We start from the raw sequence: 18,729 nt of genomic DNA on the forward strand, positions 1-18,729 counted from the left end.
ATTTGCACTAAAAATAACGAATGTAGTCTGTTTATGGAGTTCAGAACGAAAGTTGATTTGCCTGTAGGAGTGCCTTTCATAAATCATTCGGATGTATTGATGTTGTGGGGCTCTTGTTTTGCGGAAAATGTAGGGAAACAGTTCGCCGACAATAAATTCCGGTGCGATATAAATCCTTTTGGGGTATTATACAATCCTTTGTCGATAGCGAAAGCATTGGGGCAAGTGGTGTGTCATAAACGGTATGTTGAATCTGATTTGAGGCATGAGCAAGGAGTTTGGTATAGTTTGATGCATCATAGTAGTTTTTCATCAGACAATGTGGAATATTGTTTGGAGAAGATAAACAGACGTTTGCAAAAGGCAGAAGAAACGCTTGCGCAAGCGCAATGGATTATTTTCACTTGGGGAACTTCTTGGGTGTATGAATGGAAAGAAACCGGAGAAATTGTAGGGAATTGCCATAAATTGCCGGAACGGCTTTTTACCCGTCGTATATTAAAGGTAGAGGAAATTGTAGGGGAGTATCGTTCGTTGATTGAAACTTTACTTTCCTTGAATCCTCGGTTACATTGTTTGTTTACCGTGAGTCCGATTCGTCATATAAAGGATGGAATGCATGGAAATCAAGTAAGCAAAGCGGTTTTGTTGCTTGCTGCCCAGTGCTTGGTTGAGCAATTTCCTTCTTGTGTTTATTTCCCTTCATACGAAATTATGTTGGATGAATTGCGTGACTATCGTTTTTATGCCGATGATATGTTGCATCCTTCTTCGATTGCTATAGATTATATATGGGAATGTTTGGGCAAGACTTTCTTTTCTCCTTCGACAAAAAGTATCCTGAAAGAGTGGGAAAAGATAAAAAAAGGTTTGGAACATCGTCCGTTTGATGCTCAATCGGAGCAATATCAGCGTTTTTTAAGTCAAATACTGTTAAACATAGAAGAGCTAAAAGAAAAATTCACGTACTTAGACGTCCAAAACGAAATAAGATTATGTCAAACTCGATTGAAGAAATAGTTTCTATTATTGGAGCGACCCGTATGGGAGAACGGCAAGCGTCTATTGCTTGGATTTTGACTGATAGCCGTTCATTGTGTTTCCCCGAAGAAACACTGTTTTTTGCTTTGAAGACTAAACGCAATGACGGTCATAAATATATTCCAGAATTATATGCCAGAGGTGTGTATAATTTTGTAGTTACGGAGGTGCCTGAGCAGATGAAAAACTATACGGATGTGAATTTTCTGGTAGTTGGGAATGTACTGAAAGCGTTGCAACGCTTGGCAAGCAAGCATCGGGAGCGGTATCAAGTGCCTGTAGTCGGCATAACCGGAAGTAATGGCAAAACGGTGGTAAAGGAATGGCTTTATCAGTTGTTGAGCCCGGATAGGAAAATCACCCGTTCTCCACGTAGTTATAATTCGCAAATCGGTGTTCCTCTATCTGTTTGGATGATGGACGAACATACAGAGTTGGGTATTTTTGAAGCTGGCATTTCAGAGATGGGAGAAATGGAAACGTTGGTGCCGATTATTTATCCTACGATTGGAGTATTGACGAATATCGGAGGGGCACACCAAGAAAACTTTGCGTCATTGCAGGATAAATGCATGGAAAAACTCCTTTTGTTTAAGGATTGTGACGTGATTGTTTATAATGGCGATAATGAATTGATAAGTAGTTGTGTGGCTAAATCGTTGTTTACTGCCCGCGAAATCGCTTGGTCTATGAAAGATCCCGAACGACCGCTTTTTATTGAGAAAATTGAAAAAGATGATACGGGCACTACCATCAAGTACCGTTATTTAGGTTTCTTTAAAGAATACCGTATCCCTTATATTGATGATGCTTCGATTGAAAATTCGTTGCATTGTTTGGCTGTAGCTCTGTATCTGATGGTTTCTCCCGAGAAAATAGCCGAGCGGATGGCTCATTTGGAACCGGTAGCTATGCGGCTGGAAGTGAAAGAGGGGAAAAACGGGTGTGTGCTGATTAATGATAGCTATAATTCTGATTTTGCGTCGTTGGATATTGCGCTTGATTTTATGGCAAGACGTTCTGAGGATAAGGCACGTCGGCGCACTTTGATATTGTCTGATATTCTGGAAACAGGACAGCCGGGCAAATTGCTTTATCAACAAGTAGCAGAGCTTGTGCATAGCCGAGGGGTGGACCGTTTAATCGGAGTAGGCGAAGAAATTTCGGCGTCTTCTTCTCGATTTGAAGTGAAAGAGAAAGAATTCTTCTTAACTACGGAAGAATTAATGAAGTCTGGTGTACTTGCTACTCTACGTAACGATATTGTATTGGTTAAAGGTGCACGTGCTTTCCATTTTGATGTGATTTCGGATTTTTTAGAATTGAAGGTCCATGAAACGATTTTGGAAATCAATTTAAATGCATTGGTAGATAACCTGAATTATTATCGAAACAAATTGAATCCGGAGACCAAACTGATGTGTATGGTTAAGGCATCGGCGTATGGCGCAGGTCCTTTTGAAGTGGCAAAGACATTAGAGGAACACCGAGTTGATTATTTGGCGGTGGCGGTGGCAGATGAAGGGGCAGATTTGCGCAAAGCGGGTATTACGTGTCCGATTGTTATTATGAATCCTGAAATAACGGCTTTTAAGACGATGTTTGCCTATCGGCTGGAACCGAATATTTATGGATTTCAGATATTGGAAGATATGATTAAAGCGGCAGAGCGTGAAGGTGTATCCAATTTCCCTATTCATATTAAGGTGGATACGGGGATGCACCGGTTAGGTTTTGATCCGCATAAAGACATAAAACGCCTTGTTGAACGGCTGCATTGTCAATCCGCCGTTATTCCGCGTTCCGTTTTCTCGCATTTAGTGGGGAGTGACTCTGCTCGTTTCGATGCGTTTACCCAAAAGCAAATTGAAACATTTGAAGCTGCAGCTGCTGAACTGCAGGCTGGGTTTGAGTATAAGATATTGCGTCATATATGCAACACAGCAGGTATTGAACGTTATCCAGAGGCACAATTCGATATGGTACGGTTAGGTATCGGTTTATATGGGATTGATCCGTTTACAAATCATATATTACATAATGTAAGTACGCTTAAGACTACGATTTTGCAAATTCATGAAATCTCGGCTGATGAAACCGTCGGATATAGTCGAAGAGGAGTGGTGTACCGTGACTCGCGTATAGCTACAATCCCAATCGGATATGCTGATGGGTTGAATCGGCATTTGGGAAATGGAAATGCTTATTGTCTAGTCAATGGGCAAAAGGCTCCTTATGTAGGCAATATTTGTATGGATGTATGTATGATTGATGTGACGGATATCGATTGCAAAGAAGGGGATAAGGTCATTGTTTTCGGTGATGATTTGCCTGTGACAGTACTGGCAGATATACTTGATACGATACCCTATGAGATTTTGACAAGCGTTTCAAACCGTGTTAAGCGTGTGTATTTTCAAGATTAAGGCTTTTGTGAATATGTTTTTCAGCAGAATAAGGAGACTTTTTAAAGCAAGAATGTAATAAAAGAAGCGGATATTCAAATAAAATTTAAAAAATAGGTCAAAATAACGGCTTTTGATTTTGATATGTCATGAATTTCTTTTTTCTTTGTAGCTGTAAATGACGTTTGGGGCTGCGTGGCTATCCAATACTTTGTTAACGCTAACTAGAGGGGAGGATACGACGTTTGTCACGGATAGATGAATAGAACTGACATTCAATTAAATTTCTAAATTAATATTAAACAAGTAATTTTATGGAAACTACTAAAAAACAAAAACAAGGATTTAAGGGAATTGAAGCTGCTGGTTTAGTTATTATCGCATGCTTTATCGTTGCGTTGTGTATTTATAAGTTCGTGTTGGGAGATCCTTCGAACTTTATGAACAATGACCCGAACAACCACCCGCTGCCGGGTAACATGTTGGGTACTATCTACAAAGGTGGTGTAGTCGTTCCGGTTATCCAGACTTTGCTGTTGACTGTAATCGCATTGAGCGTTGAACGTTATTTCACTATCCGTGCTGCTTTCGGTCGTGGTAAATTGGTTAAATTCGTAGCTCAAATCAAAGACGCTTTGGCAAAGAACGATATGCAGGCTGCTCAAGCATTGTGCGATAAGCAACGTGGTTCTGTAGCAAACGTTGTAGGTGCAACTTTGCAGACTTATCGTGAAATGGAAGCTAACACTGAATTGGACAAAGACCAGAAAGTATTGGCTATCCAAAAATCATTGGAAGAAGCTACTGCATTGGAAATGCCGATGTTGCAACAGAACTTGCCGATTATCGGTACTATTACTACACTGGGTACATTGATGGGATTGCTCGGTACCGTTATCGGTATGATCCGTTCATTTGCCGCTTTGTCTGCTGGTGGTGGTACTGACTCAGTTGCATTGTCAACCGGTATTTCTGAAGCCTTGATCAACACAGCATTCGGTATCTTGACTGGTGCGTTGGCAGTTATTTCTTATAACTACTTTACTAACAAGATTGATAAATTGACTTACAGCCTTGACGAAGTAGGCTTCTCTATCGTACAGACATTCAACGCTACCCATAAATAATCGAAGGGACTGACGGTAGTCTCTCGTGTAAACGAAATCGTATAACTAATTTTTAAATAGTTAATTATGGGTAAAGTTCAAATTAAAAAGAAGTCCATGTTTATCGACATGACTGCCATGAGTGACGTGACCGTGTTGCTGCTTACTTTCTTTATGTTGACAGGTAACTTCATTAAGAAAGAGCCGGTACAGGTCGTTACTCCGGGTTCGGTTTCGGAAATCAAGATTCCGGAAACGAACATTCTGCAGATTCTTGTCGAGCCGAGTGGCAAGATTTTCATGAGTCTTGACAAGCAACAGGATATGGCAGCTACATTGCAAGCCGTAGGAGAGGAATATGGTCTGACCTTCACTCCTGAGGAAATTAAGAAGTTCTCTGTATTCCAGACATTCGGCGTGCCGATGAAGAACATGAAGCAGTTCCTTGCACTTCCTGGCGAAGAGCAGGACAAGATATTGAAGGATTACGGAATCCCTTGTGACAGTGTGGACAATCAGTTCAAGTCTTGGATACGTAACGCACGCATGACAAACCGTGACTTGCGTATTGCTATCAAGGCCGATCAAAGCACTCCTTATTCTGTCATCAAGAACGTGATGAGTTCACTTCAGGACTTGAAGGAAAACAGATACAATCTGATTACTTCATTGAAAAAAATGTCTGACGAATAAAAAAAGGAGAAGTTAAAATATGGCTGAAATACAAGATAATGGTGGAGGCAAAAAAGGAAAAGGCTCGAAGCAGAAGAAAATGGCTGTCCGCGTCGACTTTACGCCGATGGTGGATATGAACATGCTTCTGATCACCTTCTTTATGCTGTGTACCTCTTTGAGCAAGCCTCAAACGATGGAAATCAGTATGCCTACCAATGATGAAAATATTACCGAAGATCAGCAAAACAAAGTAAAGGCTTCACAAGCTATTACGCTGTTGCTTGATGCGGATAATAAGATTTATTATTACGAAGGAGAGCCCAATTATGAAGATTATACTTCTTTGAAAGAAACCAGCTATACTGCCGACGGTATCCGTAAAGTATTGCTCCGCAAGAACTATGATGCTGTAAAAAAGGTGGAAGAACTGAAAGTCAAGAAAGCTAATCTGGAAATCACAGAAGACGAATATAAGGAACAAGTTTCTGAGATTAAGGGCGCAAAGAATACACCGACGGTGATTATTAAGGCGACAGACAAATCTACTTACAAAAATCTGATTGACGCATTGGATGAAATGCAGATTTGCAGTATCGGTAAGTATGTAATTGTCGATATTACAGAAGGCGACCAATTCTTGATTGATAACTACAAATCAAAGGGTCAATTGAGTAGTAATGCAGTAAGTTGAAATGTGTAACACCTAAAAAAGAAAAATATGGCAAAAATAGATTTGATTTCTTTGGAATGGTGTGAACTCATTTTCAAAGATAAGAATAAAGCGTATGGCGCATATAAGATGCGTCGTGATTTTGGTAGACGTCAGTTGGCTGCTATCATTATTGTAATTGTGGTCGCTGCTGTCGGTTTCTCTCTTCCGCGTTTGATTAAGATGGCTATTCCGGAGAAAGAAGAGGTTATGACAGAAGTAACCCAACTCTCTCAATTGGAAGAACCGGAAGTAAAACAAGAAGAACTGGTGAAACCGGTTGAACAAATTGCTCCTCCTCCTCAATTGAAGAGTACTATCAAGTTTACCGCTCCGGTCATTAAGAAAGACGAAGAAGTGGCAGACGAAGATGAATTGAAGAGTCAGGATGAATTGACTGAATCTAAAGTGCAGATTTCTATCGCCGATGTAAAAGGTAATAACGAGTTGGAAGGTGCTGATATCGCTGACCTCCAAGAAGTGATTACTCAGGCTCCCGAAGAAAAAGAAGAGCCGTATACGATGGTAGAACAGATGCCTCAATATCCAGGTGGTGTACAAGAATTGATGAAGTACATTTCCAAGAACTTGCGTTATCCGGCTATTGCTCAGGAAAACGGTATTCAAGGACGTGTAATCTTGCGATTTGTTGTATCTGCTTCGGGTAAAGTAGAAGATGTTCAGGTATTGCGTTCTTTGGACCCGTATTGCGATAAGGAAGCTGTTCGCGTAGTAGAATCTATGCCTCAATGGATTCCGGGTAAGCAAAACGGACGTAACGTGCCTGTATATTACACTTTACCGGTTGTATTTAGATTGCAGTAATTTATTATAAGGAATGCGTGTATGAAAAGAAGTTTAGTCGCATGTATTTGTCTTCTCTTGCTGTTGGTTTCTTGCAACAATAAAGCAACAAAGGGTGATGGGCAGACGTGGTATTCAGGGTCGATAACAATTGCGGTAGATGAATCTCTGAAGCCGATTATGGAAGAAGAGTTGCAAGTGTACCGGGCAATGTTTCCTGAAGCAGAAGTCACTCCTATTTATTGTAGTGAGGTAGATGCCATTAAATTGTTTTTGCAAGACAGTGTACGTTTGGTGGTTGCGAACCGTCAGTTGAGTGAAGATGAACTTGCTTCTTTTCATACACGCAAATTCTTTCCAGAATCTGTTGTGATGGCAATTAGCGGAATCGCTTTAATCACGCATCCTGAGAATGTGGATTCGTTGATTACAGTAGGGCAATTCCGTAGAATCTTGACAGGGGAAATAAAAAGTTGGAAAGATTTGAATCCTAAATCCCGTTTAGGAGATCTGAGTGTTGTATTCGACAATCCTAATTCAGGGACTATTCATTATGCTATCGATTCCATTTGTAGGGGTGAGCAATTAGCGTCTTCTCTTACAGCGTTGAAATCGAATGAAGAGGTTATCGAATATGTGTCTAAAACTCCCAATGCGCTGGGGGTTATTGGTGCTAACTGGATTGGTAATAAGTCAGATACTACCCGTCTTTCTTTTAATGAGACGGTGCGGGTAATGGCTGTCAGCAATTCGGGACATGCGACGGTAGGAAACAGTCATAAGCCTTATCAGGCTTACCTTGCTTTGAGAGAATATCCATTGGTTCACGATGTCTTTATTTTAATAAACGATCCGCGTACAGCTTTGCCTACTGGTCTAATGAGGTTTTTGACCGGAGAAAGAGGGCAGCGTATCATTCTGAAATCGGGTATCGTACCGGCAACGCAACCTGTTCGATTGGTGAATGTAAAAGATGAGTTTTAATAAGGAATTAATATATGATTATGAAAACAAAAGTTTTAAGTGCATTATGTTTTAGCTTCTTGTTGTCTGCTTCTCTGTATGCTCAGGAGCCTCTGTCTCAAGATATGGCGAAGCAGGTCGATAAGATTGCTGCAATGATTAAAGATAATCCAGATGCTGCTGAAGATGCTTTCGATGAACTTTTGAAAGGAAAAAATAAAAAGAATGTATCTTTGTTGGTTGCTATTGGTCGAGCTTATTTGGACAATGGTAAAATTGATGCGGCAAAAGAATTTGCAGAGGATGCAAGAAAAGCTGACTCGAAAAATGGTGAAAGCTATGTGCTGCAAGGTGATATAGCTTTGTCAGTGAAGGATGTGGGTACTGCTTGTGGTTTTTATGAACAAGCTATCTTGTTTGATGAAGATTGCTTTGAAGCATATTATAAATATGCAAATGCATATATTGGTGTAAATCCGCAATTATCAGTGAACATGTTGCTGAAATTGAAGGAAAAGCATCCTGGTGAGATTCGTGTAGATCGCGAATTGGCTAATGCTTACTATCAGATGGGTAGTTATGGTAAAGCAAAGCAGGTGTTTGATGAATATATGCAAAAAGGTCAACCTGATGTACAAGACTATTCTCGTTATTCAATGTTGCTTTATTTGAATAAAGATTATGCTCAGTCATTGGATATGGTAAACAAAGGTCTTGCATTGGAGGCTGACAATCATTTATTGAAACGCTTGAAAATGTATGACTTGTATGAAACCAAAGCTTATGTAGAAGGTATTCAGGCAGGTGATGTTTTCTTTGCAGACCCAAACAACCCGGACTTTGTTTATATGGATTATTTGTATCGTGCACGTTTGTATGCAGCAAACAATGAAATCGATAAAGCGATGGTTGAGTTTGATAAAGCGATGAAAGCAGATGAAACAACCGTTCATCCTGAAATTGCGAAAGAAGCTTCAGAAGCTCAACAAAAGGCTCAGAATTATCCGGAAGCTATTCGTTTGTATAAGCAATATTTGGATGAGATGAATGATAAGGCTGAGGTTACCGATTTGTTTATGTTCGGTCGTCTGTATTATATGGCAGCAGGTGCATTGTCTACTCCAGTGGCAGATTCTACTCAAACAGAAGCGCCAATAGTTGCAGCTGTCGATACTATTCAAATGAAAGCTTATTTGGTTGAAGCTGATACTATATTTGCTCAGGTAGCAGAACGGGTGCCTGATAATTATTTAGGTAATTTCTGGCGTGCGCGTACTAATGCAATGCTTGACCCTGAAACTAGTCAAGGTTTGGCGAAACCATATTATGAAAAGGCATTGGCTATTTTGGAACAAAATCCAAAGGCTTCTAAGAATGTGCTGATTGAATGTGAAAGTTATTTAGGATATTATTATTTCTTGAAAGAGGAATATGAACAATCTAAGGTATATTGGGAAAAGATTCTTGCAATCGATCCGGAAAATGCTACAGCCAAACAGGCTATGGAAGGACTTCAGCCTTAGTATTGTATGAAGAATAATTTGTATTAAACGAATTGAGAGGACACTGAAGAACGGTCATTTATTGTGACTTACATTGTTCAGTGTCCTCTTATTTTTTTGATGAATCTTAATCATTTCTTTATTAATATTTCTGAGAATGGATTTTATTATTGATTTTATCTTGCATATCGACCAGTATATGATTGAGATTGTGCAAAATTATCATACATGGACTTATGCAATTTTGTTTTTGGTGATATTTTGTGAAACGGGATTGGTTGTAACGCCTTTTCTTCCTGGTGATTCCTTGTTGTTTGTAGCTGGAGCGATAACGGCTTTGCCGGATATGCCTTTAGAGGTGCATACATTGGTATTAGTTGTATTTATAGCTGCTGTTGCTGGTGACTCCTGCAATTATATGATTGGGCATTTCTTGGGTAAGAAATTATTCAGTAATCCGAATTCTAAGATATTTAAACAGAGTTATTTGGATAAGACTCATGAATTTTTCCGAAAATATGGAGGTAAGACTATAATTATAGCCCGTTTTGTTCCAATAGTTCGCACATTTGCTCCTTTTGTAGCTGGCATGGGTAAAATGCATTATTATTACTTTATGTGTTATAATTTGATAGGTGGTGCATTGTGGGTGGCTTTATTTTGTTATGCCGGATATTTCTTTGGTGACCTTCCTTTTGTGCAGAAAAATTTGAAATTATTATTAGTTGCTATTATTGTCATTTCGTTGATGCCCGCCATTATTGAGGTATTGCGTGCAAAATTGAAAAAGTGATGCGATATTCGTTGATTATACCTGTGTACAATCGTCCGGATGAAGTGGATGAGTTGTTGGAAAGTTTGACTCGGCAACATTTTCAGGATTTTGAAGTATTGGTTGTAGAAGACGGTTCTTCTGTTCCGTGTGAATCTGTCGTAGATAGATATGCAACTTCGTTGGATATTCATTATTTAAAGAAAGCTAATTCCGGTCCCGGACAGACTCGTAATTTCGGTGCAGAGCGGAGCAGGGGAGAATATCTTTTGATTTTAGATTCTGATTGTGTACTTCCTCCCAATTATTTAGATGCGATTGAAGCGGAGTTACAAAAGGAACCTGCAGATGCTTTTGGCGGACCGGACCGTGCCCATGAATCCTTTACACGTGTTCAGAAAGCAATTAATTATGCCATGACTTCGTTTTTTACTACAGGGGGAATTCGAGGTGGAAAGAAGAAGATGGACAAATTTTATCCGCGGAGTTTCAATATGGGTATACGTCGGGAAGTCTATCAGGATTTGGGCGGATTTTCGAAAATGCGTTTTGGCGAGGATATTGATTTCAGTATCCGCATTTTTAAAGCGGGTTACCGATGCCGTTTGTTCCCGGATGCATGGGTTTGGCATAAGCGCCGTACTGATTGGCGAAAGTTCTTTAAACAAGTTTATAATTCAGGGATAGCTCGGATTAACCTTTATAAAAAATATCCGGAGTCATTGAAATTGGTACACATATTGCCAGCAGTGTTTACATTGGGCGTGTGTGCTATATTGCTTTTATCTTTGGTGTGTCCTTGGAGTTTGTTGCTTTTGTTCGTATTTGTGTTAGTGATATTAATAGATGCTTCCCTTCAAAATAAAAGTCTTTTCATTGGTGTACTTTCCGTAATTGCTGCGTTTATCCAATTGATAGGATACGGAACCGGATTTCTTTCAGCGTGGTGGAAACGCTGTGTATGTAAAGAAGGGGAGTTTGCAGCATTTGAAAAGAACTTTTATCAGTAATGGATGTAAAATTGAATATTAATCAATGGGCGGAAGAAGACCGTCCGCGAGAGAAATTGATACAGCAAGGAGCTTTGGCGTTGAGCAATGCAGAGCTTCTTGCTATTTTAATTGGTTCGGGAAATACCGAAGAATCGGCAGTGGAATTAATGCGTAAGGTGCTTGACCGTTATCACCATAGTCTAAACGAACTGGGAAAAGCGAATATTGAAGATTTATGTCGTTTTAAGGGGATTGGTCCAGCAAAGGCAGTAACTATCTTAGCTGCTTCAGAGTTGGGAAAACGGCGTATGGAGGAAGCTCCGAAAGAGCGTAAGCAGATACGTTGTTCGAAAGATATTTACGAATTGTTTCTTCCGTTGATGTGTGATTTGCCGGTAGAAGAGTGTTGGATTTTGCTTCTTAATCAAGCTTCAAAAGTGATTGACCGTATCCGTATCAGCCAAGGAGGATTGGCTGCAACTCAGGTCGATGTGCGTTGCATCTTGCGCGAAGCTTTGCTGAAGCGTGCCGTATCGTTGGTCTTATGCCACAATCATCCTTCGGGAAACACAACTCCTAGCGGAGATGACGATCGCCTGACACAAGTCCTCCGTCAGGGAGCTTCTACGATGAATATCCGTTTACTTGACCATCTGATAGTAACCGATGGTGCTTATTACAGTTATTCGGATGAAGGGAAACTTTGATTTTTCGCAAGTGTTGCATTCGTTTTTTTGTTATCTGGATACTTCATTTATCATTCTTGTATATATATCACTTTTTTCTATTATCTTTGTCACCATAGTTTAAAAAATGAGAGTGACATGGATAATGACGAAAAGCTGAAGATAGAAGAGCGTATTGTTGATATGCTGAAAACCGTTTATGACCCTGAGATTCCTGTCAATGTATATGATTTGGGATTGATTTACAAGATAGACTTGCAAGAGAACGGAGATGTGTCGATAGATATGACTTTGACTGCTCCCAATTGTCCTGCCGCCGACTTTATAATGGAAGATATCCGCCAAAAGATAGAATCGGTGGAGGGAGTGAAATCGGCACAAATCAATTTGGTGTTCGAACCCGAATGGGATAAGGACATGATGAGTGAGGAAGCGAAATTAGAGTTGGGATTCTTATAAGTAAAAACGATGGATGCGATGAAGAATGTATATTTCCTGTCGGACGCGCATTTAGGTTCGCGGGCTATTCCACATAGCCGTACTCAAGAACGGCGTTTGGTGAACTTTTTGGATAGTATCAAAGAACGTGCGGCTGCGGTATATCTGCTGGGTGATATGTTCGATTTTTGGTATGAGTTCAAATTAGTAGTGCCCAAAGGTTATACCCGTTTCTTAGGGAAACTTTCCGAGTTGACCGATAGGGGCGTGGAGGTGCATTTCTTTATCGGGAACCATGATATTTGGTGCGGTGACTATTTGGAAAAAGAGTGTGGATTGATTTTACATCGGGAACCTCTGACGTGTGAGATTTATGGAAAAGAATTCTTTCTCGCTCATGGAGACGGCTTGGGGGATGATGACCGTAGTTTCCGTTTTTTACGGACTGTTTTTCATAGCCATACTTTGCAACGTATGTTTTCTGCCTTACATCCGCGCTGGAGTGTGGATTTAGGATTGGAATGGGCAAAGCATAGTCGTCTGAAGCGGGAAGGTGGTAAAGAGCCGCCTTACATGGGTGAGGATAAAGAACCGTTGGTGTTGTTTACTAAAGATTATCTGAAAACACATCCCAATATCAACTATTTTATTTTCGGGCATCGGCATATCATGCTTGACTTGATGTTAAGCCGCACTTCACGCATCCTCATCTTAGGCGATTGGATTTCAGATTTTTCGTATGCTGTATTCGATGGTGACAATCTTTTTATGGAGCAATTTATTGAAGGAGAAACGGAAGTGAGATGATTTTGGTAAATAGTTAATAATGAATAGTTAATAGTTTAAACTGACACTATAAACTGTTCATTATTAACTATTAACTAAGGTTATCGTGCCACTTCTCCGCTTTCTTGTTTGGCAAGCAAACCTTCGACTTCAGACACTTTTACCATATTGTAATCTCCGGCTATGGTGTTCTTCAATACGGATGCGGCAGTAGAGAAGTCTACACGTTTTTGTTCGTCTTCAAATGCATGTTGGGCGTATAGCATGGCACCGCAAAAAGCGTCTCCTACCCCAACACAATCAATAACTTCATCGATATCAAAGACACGGGTATGTTTCATGACTCCGTGTGAGTAGAGCACTCCAGCAAATGTGTGGTGTACAGAACTGATGACATTTCTTAATGCGATATAGATATATTTGCAATTAGGCACTTGTTTGCTGATTTCTTTACAAAAAGTTTCGTATGCGGTAATATCGTATGCCTCTCCATTGTGGGTCGCTTTAAATCCGGGTGCCTTCAATCCCATAAGCAATGCATATTCACCCTCGCTTCCGAACATAATATCGCTTGATGTCATGAGTGGGCGTAATACTTCTTGAGCGCTTTTCCCATAGTTCCATAGGTTTTTGCGGTAGTTGATATCATAAGAAACGGTTAACCCCATTTCTTTTGCAATGTCAATTGCTTCTTTACAAACATCGGCAAGTCCTGGGGTTAATGCGGCATCAATGCCAGACCAATGGAAAATATCAGCGTCTTTAAAGGCATCCCGCCAATTAATCATACCCGGTTTAAGTTCAGAGAAAGCAGAATTTTCACGGTCATAAATTACTTTCGAGTTGCGCATGGCAGCTGCTTTTTCCATGTAATAAGTGCCTAATCGTTTTCCCCCGGTTAGTACATGTTCGGTTTTGATGTTATGTGAACGCAATTCTACTAAACAAGTGTCTCCTAAAGCATTGTCCGGTAAACGGGTGATGAATTCCACTTCTCCACCGAAATTAGCAATTGAAATAGCTACATTGGCTTCGCTTCCGCCATAGTTGACCAAAAAGTCCCGGCTTTGCTGTATGCGTAAGTTGTCGGGCGTGGTGAGTCGTAGCATAATCTCACCGAATGTTACAATTTTCTTTTTCATACGCTATGTAAATTTTTGATTTTCAGGTCAGAAGATAAAAAGGGACATCCTCGTAAGTTTCCCTCATTATCTTTATGCTTACAAAGATAGTGAAAAAAGACTTACGAGGATGTCCTTCCTTTAATCTGTTTAATGATTCTTTACTTATTGCGTTCGTTCAAGATGTTCATCGTGTCGGTTGCAATCATCATTTCTTCGTCTGTCGGGATTACTACAACCTTTACTTTTGAGTCATCGGTAGAAATGATTGCTTCTTGTCCACGGACTTTATTTCTTTCTTCATCAATTTTGACACCCAGATATTCTAAGTTTTTGCAAACAGCTGCACGTGCACTTGATTGGTTTTCGCCTACGCCTCCTGTAAATAAGATGATATCTACACCGTTCATGGCTGCTGTATAAGCTCCAATATATTTGGTGATGCGGTAGAAATACATTCTCTCAGTCAAAATAGCACGTTCTTCTCCGTTGTGTACGGCGGCTTCCAGTTCACGCATATCGCTTGATTTTTCAAACATGCCTAATACACCGCTCTTTTTATTCAGTAGGTTTGACATTTCATCAGGTGTCAGTCCTTCCTTTTTCATTATATAAGTGATTGCACCTCCGTCAATATCGCCGCTACGAGTACCCATCATCAAACCTTCCAACGGAGTCAGTCCCATACTGGTGTCGATACATTTTCCGTCTTTTACGGCTGCGATAGAGCCTCCGTTTCCAATGTGGCAAGTAATGATTCGTGTACCTTCTTGTGGAATGCCCAAGAAATCACAAACACGCTTAGATACATAACGGTGAGAAGTTCCATGGAAGCCATACCGGCGGATGCCGTATTTTTCAAAATAGCGGTATGGAATAGCGTACAAATAGGCATAGTCGGGCATTGTTTGGTGGAATGCAGTGTCAAATACAGCGACTTGCGGTACTTCTGGCAATAATTTCTGAACGGCATAGATACCTTTCAAGTTGGCTGGATTGTGAAGCGGGCCTAAGTCACAACATTCTTCTACGGCTGCAATTACAGCGTTGTCAATTAGTACAGAACCGCTGAATTTAGTACCTCCGTGTAATACACGATGACCTACGGCTTTGATTTCGTGTAGGTCTTTAACTGCTCCATATTCCGGATTGGTCAGCGTATCGAAGATAAATTGTACGCCAGTTGTATGTTCGGGCACGTCTTTTTCAATGATTTTCTTTTCTCCGCTTGGCAAGGTCAGTTTCAAGAATGAGCCGGGCAAGCCGATTTTTTCAATGCCTCCTTGTGCGAGGACTTCTTTGGTGGTCATCTCAAACAATTTGTATTTGATGGATGAACTTCCGCAATTAAGTACTAATACTTTCATATATATTTGTTTTATTGATTTTTATGGTTATGAAATAAAACGCAGATTTTCGCAGATTAACGCGGATTTTTAATTTCCTTTTAATCTGCGAAAATCTGTGTTAATCTGCGTTTTTAATAGAATTATTTTTCCGCTTTAGCAGCAATAGCCTGATTAGCGGTGATAGCAATCATTTTGTAAACGTCTTCGATACAGCATCCGCGAGACAAATCGTTTACTGGGCGTGCGATACCTTGAAGAATAGGACCTACAGCGGTAGCGTGTCCCAAACGTTCTACTAATTTATAGGAAATATTACCTACTTCCAAGCATGGAACAACCAATACATTGGCATAACCTGCGATTTCCGAACCCGGAGCCTTGCTCTGTCCGATTCTCGGAACCAATGCGGCATCGGCTTGCATTTCTCCGTCAATCTTCAACGTCGGATCCATTGCTTTTGCTTTGCCCAACGCTTCTACCACTTTGTCTACCACTTCATGCTTGGCAGAGCCTTTGGTAGAGAAACTTAACATAGCTACACGCGGGTCAATTCCTGCAACGGCTTTTGCTGTGCGGGCAGTACATACGGCAATCTGAGCCAATTGGTCGGCATCCGGAACCGGAGTAACGGCTACGTCACCCATTACGATAACGCCGTTTTCTCCACATTCGGGAGCATGAGTCAAAAGCAGCATGGCACCTGATACGCAAGTGATGCCCGGAGCGGTCTTGATAATTTGCAATGCCGGACGTAATACATTACCTGTTGTATTGCGTGCACCTGCCAATTGTCCGTCTGCATCGCCTGATTTAATCATCAAGCATCCATAATATAACGGGTCTACCACCAATTTGCGGGCTTCTTCGATAGTCATGCCTTTTTTCTTGCGCAGTTCGCACAATAATTGTGCATATTCTTCTTTTTTCGGACTTGTTTCAGGGTTGATGATGGTTGCTTTGTGGATGTTTCCCAGTCCCCATTCTTTTGCAAGTTCCATGATTTCATCAGGATTTCCTAACAGAATCAGGTCAGCAACACCATCTGTCAATATTTGATTGGCAGCTTTCAAAGTACGTTCTTCAGTTCCTTCCGGAAGCACGATGCGCTGTTTGTTTGCTTTAGCGCGTTCAACGATTTGACTAATTAAATCCATGGCTTATTTTATTAAAATTATGATTTATCTTCATTGTGTGCGATAATAATTATTGTTACCGCACTGCAAAAATACGCTTTTTTGTAATATCAAGTTTGCAAAGAGGCGTTTTTTTTCGTGTGTAGCAAGGAATTTTAATATGTTCGATAACAGAAATAAGAAAAAAGCCTGTTTTGTGATGAGATAACGTCAAAATGTGTACCTTTGCAACTGTTTTCAATAAGTAAATGTTTTTAGGATATGGTTCGTCAGTGTTCAATCTTATTTGGATGCCTTGCGTTGGGTGAACTGGTGGTTTACCTGACGGGGATTCATCTTCCGTCGAGTATTATCGGAATGTTGTTGCTCACGTTATTCTTGCAATTGGGCTGGATTAAATTAGAATGGGTACAAGGGCTGACTAATTTTTTGGTCGCCAATTTGGGATTTTTCTTTGTTCCTTCAGGAGTTGCCTTAATGCTTTATTTTGATATTATCAAAGCGCAATTTTGGCCCATTGTAGTTGCTACATTGGTTAGCACGGTATTGGTATTAGTCGTTACTGGTTGGGTACATCAAATCGTTCGGAAACATGGATTTTTTCACAAATAAATTCTTTTTATTAGCCATCACTTTTGGTTTTTATTTTTTGTCGAAAGTGCTTCAGAATAAAACGGGATGGCTTATTCTGAATCCCATTTTGTTGGCTATTGCTTTATTGATTTGTTTTTTGCAGTGTGCGGATGTTTCGTATGAAACTTATTCTGAGGCGGGTTCGTTGGTTGAGTTTTGGCTGAAACCAGCAGTTGTAGCATTGGGAGTTCCATTGTATTTGCAGTTGAAAATGATTAAGAAGCAATTGATGCCGATTATTATCTCACAATTGGCTGGTTGTGTGGTTGGTTTGGTTGCTGTGACGCTTATAGCCAAATTAATGGGAGCATCGCCAGAGGTGATTATGTCTTTGGCACCCAAATCGGTTACGACTCCGATTGCGATGGAAGTGTCAGATTCGGTAGGAGGAATTCCGTCATTGACGGCTGCTGTAGTGATTGTCGTGGGATTGTTTGGAGCCATTTGCGGTTTTAAGGTTTTGCAGGTGGGGCATGTCGGAAGCCCGATTGCGCAAGGCTTGTCAATGGGAACTGCATCGCATGCGGTAGGTACATCACGTGCGATGGAAGTCAGTGGCAAATATGGTGCTTATGCTAGTCTTGGCTTGACTCTAAACGGTATATTGACCGCATTGCTTGCCCCTACCATTCTTCATCTATTGGGACTTTATTAATTATGTGAAGAAGTTAAAGGCAGCTAGCGGAGTTTTGTTGTGTTTTGTTCACGAAAAAATGCATACGGCTGCATCGGCTGATGAAGCTAAGTTCATCGGCAAACGAAGCAGGCTTCATCAGCCGATGAAGCCTGCTTCGTTTTAAAAGGCAACATATACTTGTGATTGCTTTTAATTTTTAATCGGTAACCGTTTCCATAGCCAACGTGGTATCAGACGCCATCCCCATACTAACAGGCTGTATCGTTTGTCAATAATTACAACACGTTCTTTCCGATGAATGGCACGGACGATGCGGCGTGCTACTTTATCAGGTTTCATAAGCATGGGATAATTTTTCCCGTCATTGAGCAAATCGGTCTTCACAAAGCCGGGGCGGATATCGGTGAAGTGAATCGCTTTTTTCTTTTGCATGTATGCCAATTGCTCTAAAGCGTCGATATAGGTGTTTTGGAAACGTTTGGTGGCTGAATATGCCGGAGCGATGCCCAGTCCTTTGGTTCCGGCTATGGAACTGATAACGGCAATATGTCCTTTCCCTTGCCGGGCAAAGTAATGGAAAGCGGTATTGACCATACGGATAAATCCGGTGACATTGGTCTCTGCCGTATCGGTTTCGATATAAGGAGTCAGGTTGAAATTTTGATGCCCGATTCCGGAACAATGGAGATACAGTTCCATTCCGCCTACTTCTTCAATCAGGTTAAGGAGATGAAAGCCTGCCTCTTCTTCCCGGATGTCAATCACCCGGAAATGGATGCGGTCGGGGGCTTCGGCTTGAAAGGCTTTCAGCTTTTCTTCCCTTCTTCCGGCTATGCCTAATGTCCATCCTTCTTTTAGCAGAAGGCGGGCAGTTTCATATCCGATGCCCGATGTGGCTCCGATGATAATGGCTCGTTGGGGTATTTGTCGGTTCATAAGCTATAAAGGATTGGTTCGTGTTTCGTAAAATAAATGTC

Annotated in this window: 20 protein-coding genes; 16 read left to right on the forward strand and 4 right to left on the reverse strand. The window is 40.7% G+C overall.

Going from position 1 to position 18,729, the window contains the following annotated elements:
* Window positions 1–33: 33 nt before the first annotated feature.
* From B5F91_RS06210 to B5F91_RS06270, 13 genes are all read left to right on the forward strand, one after another.
* Complete coding sequence (locus B5F91_RS06210) at window positions 34–1,020, forward strand: GSCFA domain-containing protein (RefSeq protein ID WP_087428224.1); 987 nt, start codon at window positions 34–36, stop codon at window positions 1,018–1,020.
* Window positions 996–3,467 carry a bifunctional UDP-N-acetylmuramoyl-tripeptide:D-alanyl-D-alanine ligase/alanine racemase gene (locus B5F91_RS06215; protein WP_087428225.1) on the forward strand — a complete coding sequence of 824 codons (2,472 nt, stop codon included), beginning with the start codon at window positions 996–998 and terminating at the stop codon, window positions 3,465–3,467. Before B5F91_RS06210 ends, B5F91_RS06215 begins: the two co-directional genes overlap by 25 nt.
* A gap of 293 nt (window positions 3,468–3,760) precedes the next feature.
* Window positions 3,761–4,573, forward strand: coding sequence for a MotA/TolQ/ExbB proton channel family protein (locus B5F91_RS06220; RefSeq protein WP_087428226.1), 813 nt, complete (start codon window positions 3,761–3,763; stop codon window positions 4,571–4,573).
* Between the two features lie 66 nt (window positions 4,574–4,639).
* On the forward strand, window positions 4,640–5,245 hold the full coding sequence (locus B5F91_RS06225; RefSeq protein ID WP_087428227.1) for a biopolymer transporter ExbD: 606 nt from the start codon (window positions 4,640–4,642) through the stop codon (window positions 5,243–5,245).
* A 19-nt stretch (window positions 5,246–5,264) separates the two neighbouring features.
* A complete protein-coding gene (locus B5F91_RS06230) occupies window positions 5,265–5,918 on the forward strand; it encodes a biopolymer transporter ExbD (RefSeq protein WP_087428228.1) in 654 nt (217 codons plus the stop codon).
* Window positions 5,919–5,945: 27 nt separating this feature from the next.
* Window positions 5,946–6,761, forward strand: a complete 816-nt coding sequence (locus B5F91_RS06235; RefSeq protein WP_087428229.1) for an energy transducer TonB — start codon at window positions 5,946–5,948, stop codon at window positions 6,759–6,761.
* Window positions 6,762–6,782: 21 nt separating this feature from the next.
* Window positions 6,783–7,724, forward strand: coding sequence for a substrate-binding domain-containing protein (locus B5F91_RS06240; protein ID WP_087428230.1), 942 nt, complete (start codon window positions 6,783–6,785; stop codon window positions 7,722–7,724).
* 20 nt (window positions 7,725–7,744) lie between these two features.
* Window positions 7,745–9,226 carry a tetratricopeptide repeat protein gene (locus B5F91_RS06245; protein ID WP_087428231.1) on the forward strand — a complete coding sequence of 494 codons (1,482 nt, stop codon included), beginning with the start codon at window positions 7,745–7,747 and terminating at the stop codon, window positions 9,224–9,226.
* A gap of 136 nt (window positions 9,227–9,362) precedes the next feature.
* The gene (locus B5F91_RS06250) at window positions 9,363–9,998 is read left to right on the forward strand and encodes a DedA family protein (RefSeq protein WP_087428232.1); all 636 of its coding nucleotides are present in this window, start codon (window positions 9,363–9,365) and stop codon (window positions 9,996–9,998) included.
* Window positions 9,998–10,987, forward strand: a complete 990-nt coding sequence (locus B5F91_RS06255; RefSeq protein ID WP_087428233.1) for a glycosyltransferase — start codon at window positions 9,998–10,000, stop codon at window positions 10,985–10,987. Before B5F91_RS06250 ends, B5F91_RS06255 begins: the two co-directional genes overlap by 1 nt.
* Complete coding sequence (radC, locus tag B5F91_RS06260; protein WP_087428234.1) at window positions 10,987–11,676, forward strand: DNA repair protein RadC; 690 nt, start codon at window positions 10,987–10,989, stop codon at window positions 11,674–11,676. The genes B5F91_RS06255 and radC overlap by 1 nt, the downstream gene beginning before the upstream one ends.
* Before the next feature lie 117 nt (window positions 11,677–11,793).
* Window positions 11,794–12,114 (forward strand): iron-sulfur cluster assembly protein, encoded by a 321-nt coding sequence (locus tag B5F91_RS06265; protein WP_087428235.1) that lies wholly within the window; start codon window positions 11,794–11,796, stop codon window positions 12,112–12,114.
* An 18-nt stretch (window positions 12,115–12,132) separates the two neighbouring features.
* The gene (locus B5F91_RS06270) at window positions 12,133–12,900 is read left to right on the forward strand and encodes a UDP-2,3-diacylglucosamine diphosphatase (RefSeq protein ID WP_087428285.1); all 768 of its coding nucleotides are present in this window, start codon (window positions 12,133–12,135) and stop codon (window positions 12,898–12,900) included.
* A gap of 80 nt (window positions 12,901–12,980) precedes the next feature.
* Here B5F91_RS06270 and B5F91_RS06275 read toward each other — a convergent pair whose 3' ends face one another.
* The 3 genes from B5F91_RS06275 to pta form a co-directional block, all read right to left on the reverse strand.
* Window positions 12,981–14,021: a sugar kinase gene (locus B5F91_RS06275; RefSeq protein WP_087428236.1), complete on the reverse strand. Its 1,041-nt coding sequence runs from the start codon at window positions 14,019–14,021 to the stop codon at window positions 12,981–12,983.
* 140 nt (window positions 14,022–14,161) lie between these two features.
* Complete coding sequence (locus B5F91_RS06280; protein ID WP_087428237.1) at window positions 14,162–15,367, reverse strand: acetate kinase; 1,206 nt, start codon at window positions 15,365–15,367, stop codon at window positions 14,162–14,164.
* A 122-nt stretch (window positions 15,368–15,489) separates the two neighbouring features.
* On the reverse strand, window positions 15,490–16,503 hold the full coding sequence (gene pta / locus B5F91_RS06285; protein ID WP_087428238.1) for a phosphate acetyltransferase: 1,014 nt from the start codon (window positions 16,501–16,503) through the stop codon (window positions 15,490–15,492).
* A gap of 240 nt (window positions 16,504–16,743) precedes the next feature.
* Between pta and B5F91_RS06290 the strand changes: the two genes are divergently transcribed.
* From B5F91_RS06290 to B5F91_RS15165, 3 genes are read left to right on the forward strand one after another with little or no spacing between them, the layout of a single operon-like run.
* On the forward strand, window positions 16,744–17,094 hold the full coding sequence (locus B5F91_RS06290; protein ID WP_087428239.1) for a CidA/LrgA family protein: 351 nt from the start codon (window positions 16,744–16,746) through the stop codon (window positions 17,092–17,094).
* Window positions 17,075–17,770, forward strand: a complete 696-nt coding sequence (locus tag B5F91_RS06295) for an LrgB family protein (protein WP_087428240.1) — start codon at window positions 17,075–17,077, stop codon at window positions 17,768–17,770. The genes B5F91_RS06290 and B5F91_RS06295 overlap by 20 nt, the downstream gene beginning before the upstream one ends.
* 4 nt (window positions 17,771–17,774) lie before the next feature.
* On the forward strand, window positions 17,775–17,915 hold the full coding sequence (locus tag B5F91_RS15165) for a hypothetical protein (RefSeq protein ID WP_158099894.1): 141 nt from the start codon (window positions 17,775–17,777) through the stop codon (window positions 17,913–17,915).
* Window positions 17,916–17,941: 26 nt separating this feature from the next.
* On the opposite strand, the gene B5F91_RS06300 is transcribed toward B5F91_RS15165, so the two are convergent.
* Window positions 17,942–18,688, reverse strand: a complete 747-nt coding sequence (locus B5F91_RS06300) for an SDR family NAD(P)-dependent oxidoreductase (RefSeq protein WP_087428241.1) — start codon at window positions 18,686–18,688, stop codon at window positions 17,942–17,944.
* Between the last annotated feature and the right edge of the window lie 41 nt (window positions 18,689–18,729).

It is taken from the genome of Bacteroides sp. An322 (assembly GCF_002161765.1).
GTDB classification, from domain to species: Bacteria; Bacteroidota; Bacteroidia; order Bacteroidales; family Bacteroidaceae; genus Phocaeicola; species Phocaeicola merdavium.

Bases quoted from the DNA above. Each gene is read 5' to 3' on its own strand.
- B5F91_RS06210 (WP_087428224.1), top strand. From the start codon at position 34: ATGGAGTTCAGAACGAAAGTTGATTTGCCTGTAGGAGTGCCTTTCATA.
- B5F91_RS06215 (WP_087428225.1), top strand. From the start codon at position 996: ATGTCAAACTCGATTGAAGAAATAGTTTCTATTATTGGAGCGACCCGT.
- B5F91_RS06220 (WP_087428226.1), top strand. From the start codon at position 3,761: ATGGAAACTACTAAAAAACAAAAACAAGGATTTAAGGGAATTGAAGCT.
- B5F91_RS06225 (WP_087428227.1), top strand. From the start codon at position 4,640: ATGGGTAAAGTTCAAATTAAAAAGAAGTCCATGTTTATCGACATGACT.
- B5F91_RS06230 (WP_087428228.1), top strand. From the start codon at position 5,265: ATGGCTGAAATACAAGATAATGGTGGAGGCAAAAAAGGAAAAGGCTCG.
- B5F91_RS06235 (WP_087428229.1), top strand. From the start codon at position 5,946: ATGGCAAAAATAGATTTGATTTCTTTGGAATGGTGTGAACTCATTTTC.
- B5F91_RS06240 (WP_087428230.1), top strand. From the start codon at position 6,783: ATGAAAAGAAGTTTAGTCGCATGTATTTGTCTTCTCTTGCTGTTGGTT.
- B5F91_RS06245 (WP_087428231.1), top strand. From the start codon at position 7,745: ATGAAAACAAAAGTTTTAAGTGCATTATGTTTTAGCTTCTTGTTGTCT.
- B5F91_RS06250 (WP_087428232.1), top strand. From the start codon at position 9,363: ATGGATTTTATTATTGATTTTATCTTGCATATCGACCAGTATATGATT.
- B5F91_RS06255 (WP_087428233.1), top strand. From the start codon at position 9,998: ATGCGATATTCGTTGATTATACCTGTGTACAATCGTCCGGATGAAGTG.
- radC (WP_087428234.1), top strand. From the start codon at position 10,987: ATGGATGTAAAATTGAATATTAATCAATGGGCGGAAGAAGACCGTCCG.
- B5F91_RS06265 (WP_087428235.1), top strand. From the start codon at position 11,794: ATGGATAATGACGAAAAGCTGAAGATAGAAGAGCGTATTGTTGATATG.
- B5F91_RS06270 (WP_087428285.1), top strand. From the start codon at position 12,133: ATGAAGAATGTATATTTCCTGTCGGACGCGCATTTAGGTTCGCGGGCT.
- B5F91_RS06275 (WP_087428236.1), bottom strand. From the start codon at position 14,021: ATGAAAAAGAAAATTGTAACATTCGGTGAGATTATGCTACGACTCACC.
- B5F91_RS06280 (WP_087428237.1), bottom strand. From the start codon at position 15,367: ATGAAAGTATTAGTACTTAATTGCGGAAGTTCATCCATCAAATACAAA.
- pta (WP_087428238.1), bottom strand. From the start codon at position 16,503: ATGGATTTAATTAGTCAAATCGTTGAACGCGCTAAAGCAAACAAACAG.
- B5F91_RS06290 (WP_087428239.1), top strand. From the start codon at position 16,744: ATGGTTCGTCAGTGTTCAATCTTATTTGGATGCCTTGCGTTGGGTGAA.
- B5F91_RS06295 (WP_087428240.1), top strand. From the start codon at position 17,075: ATGGATTTTTTCACAAATAAATTCTTTTTATTAGCCATCACTTTTGGT.
- B5F91_RS06300 (WP_087428241.1), bottom strand. From the start codon at position 18,688: ATGAACCGACAAATACCCCAACGAGCCATTATCATCGGAGCCACATCG.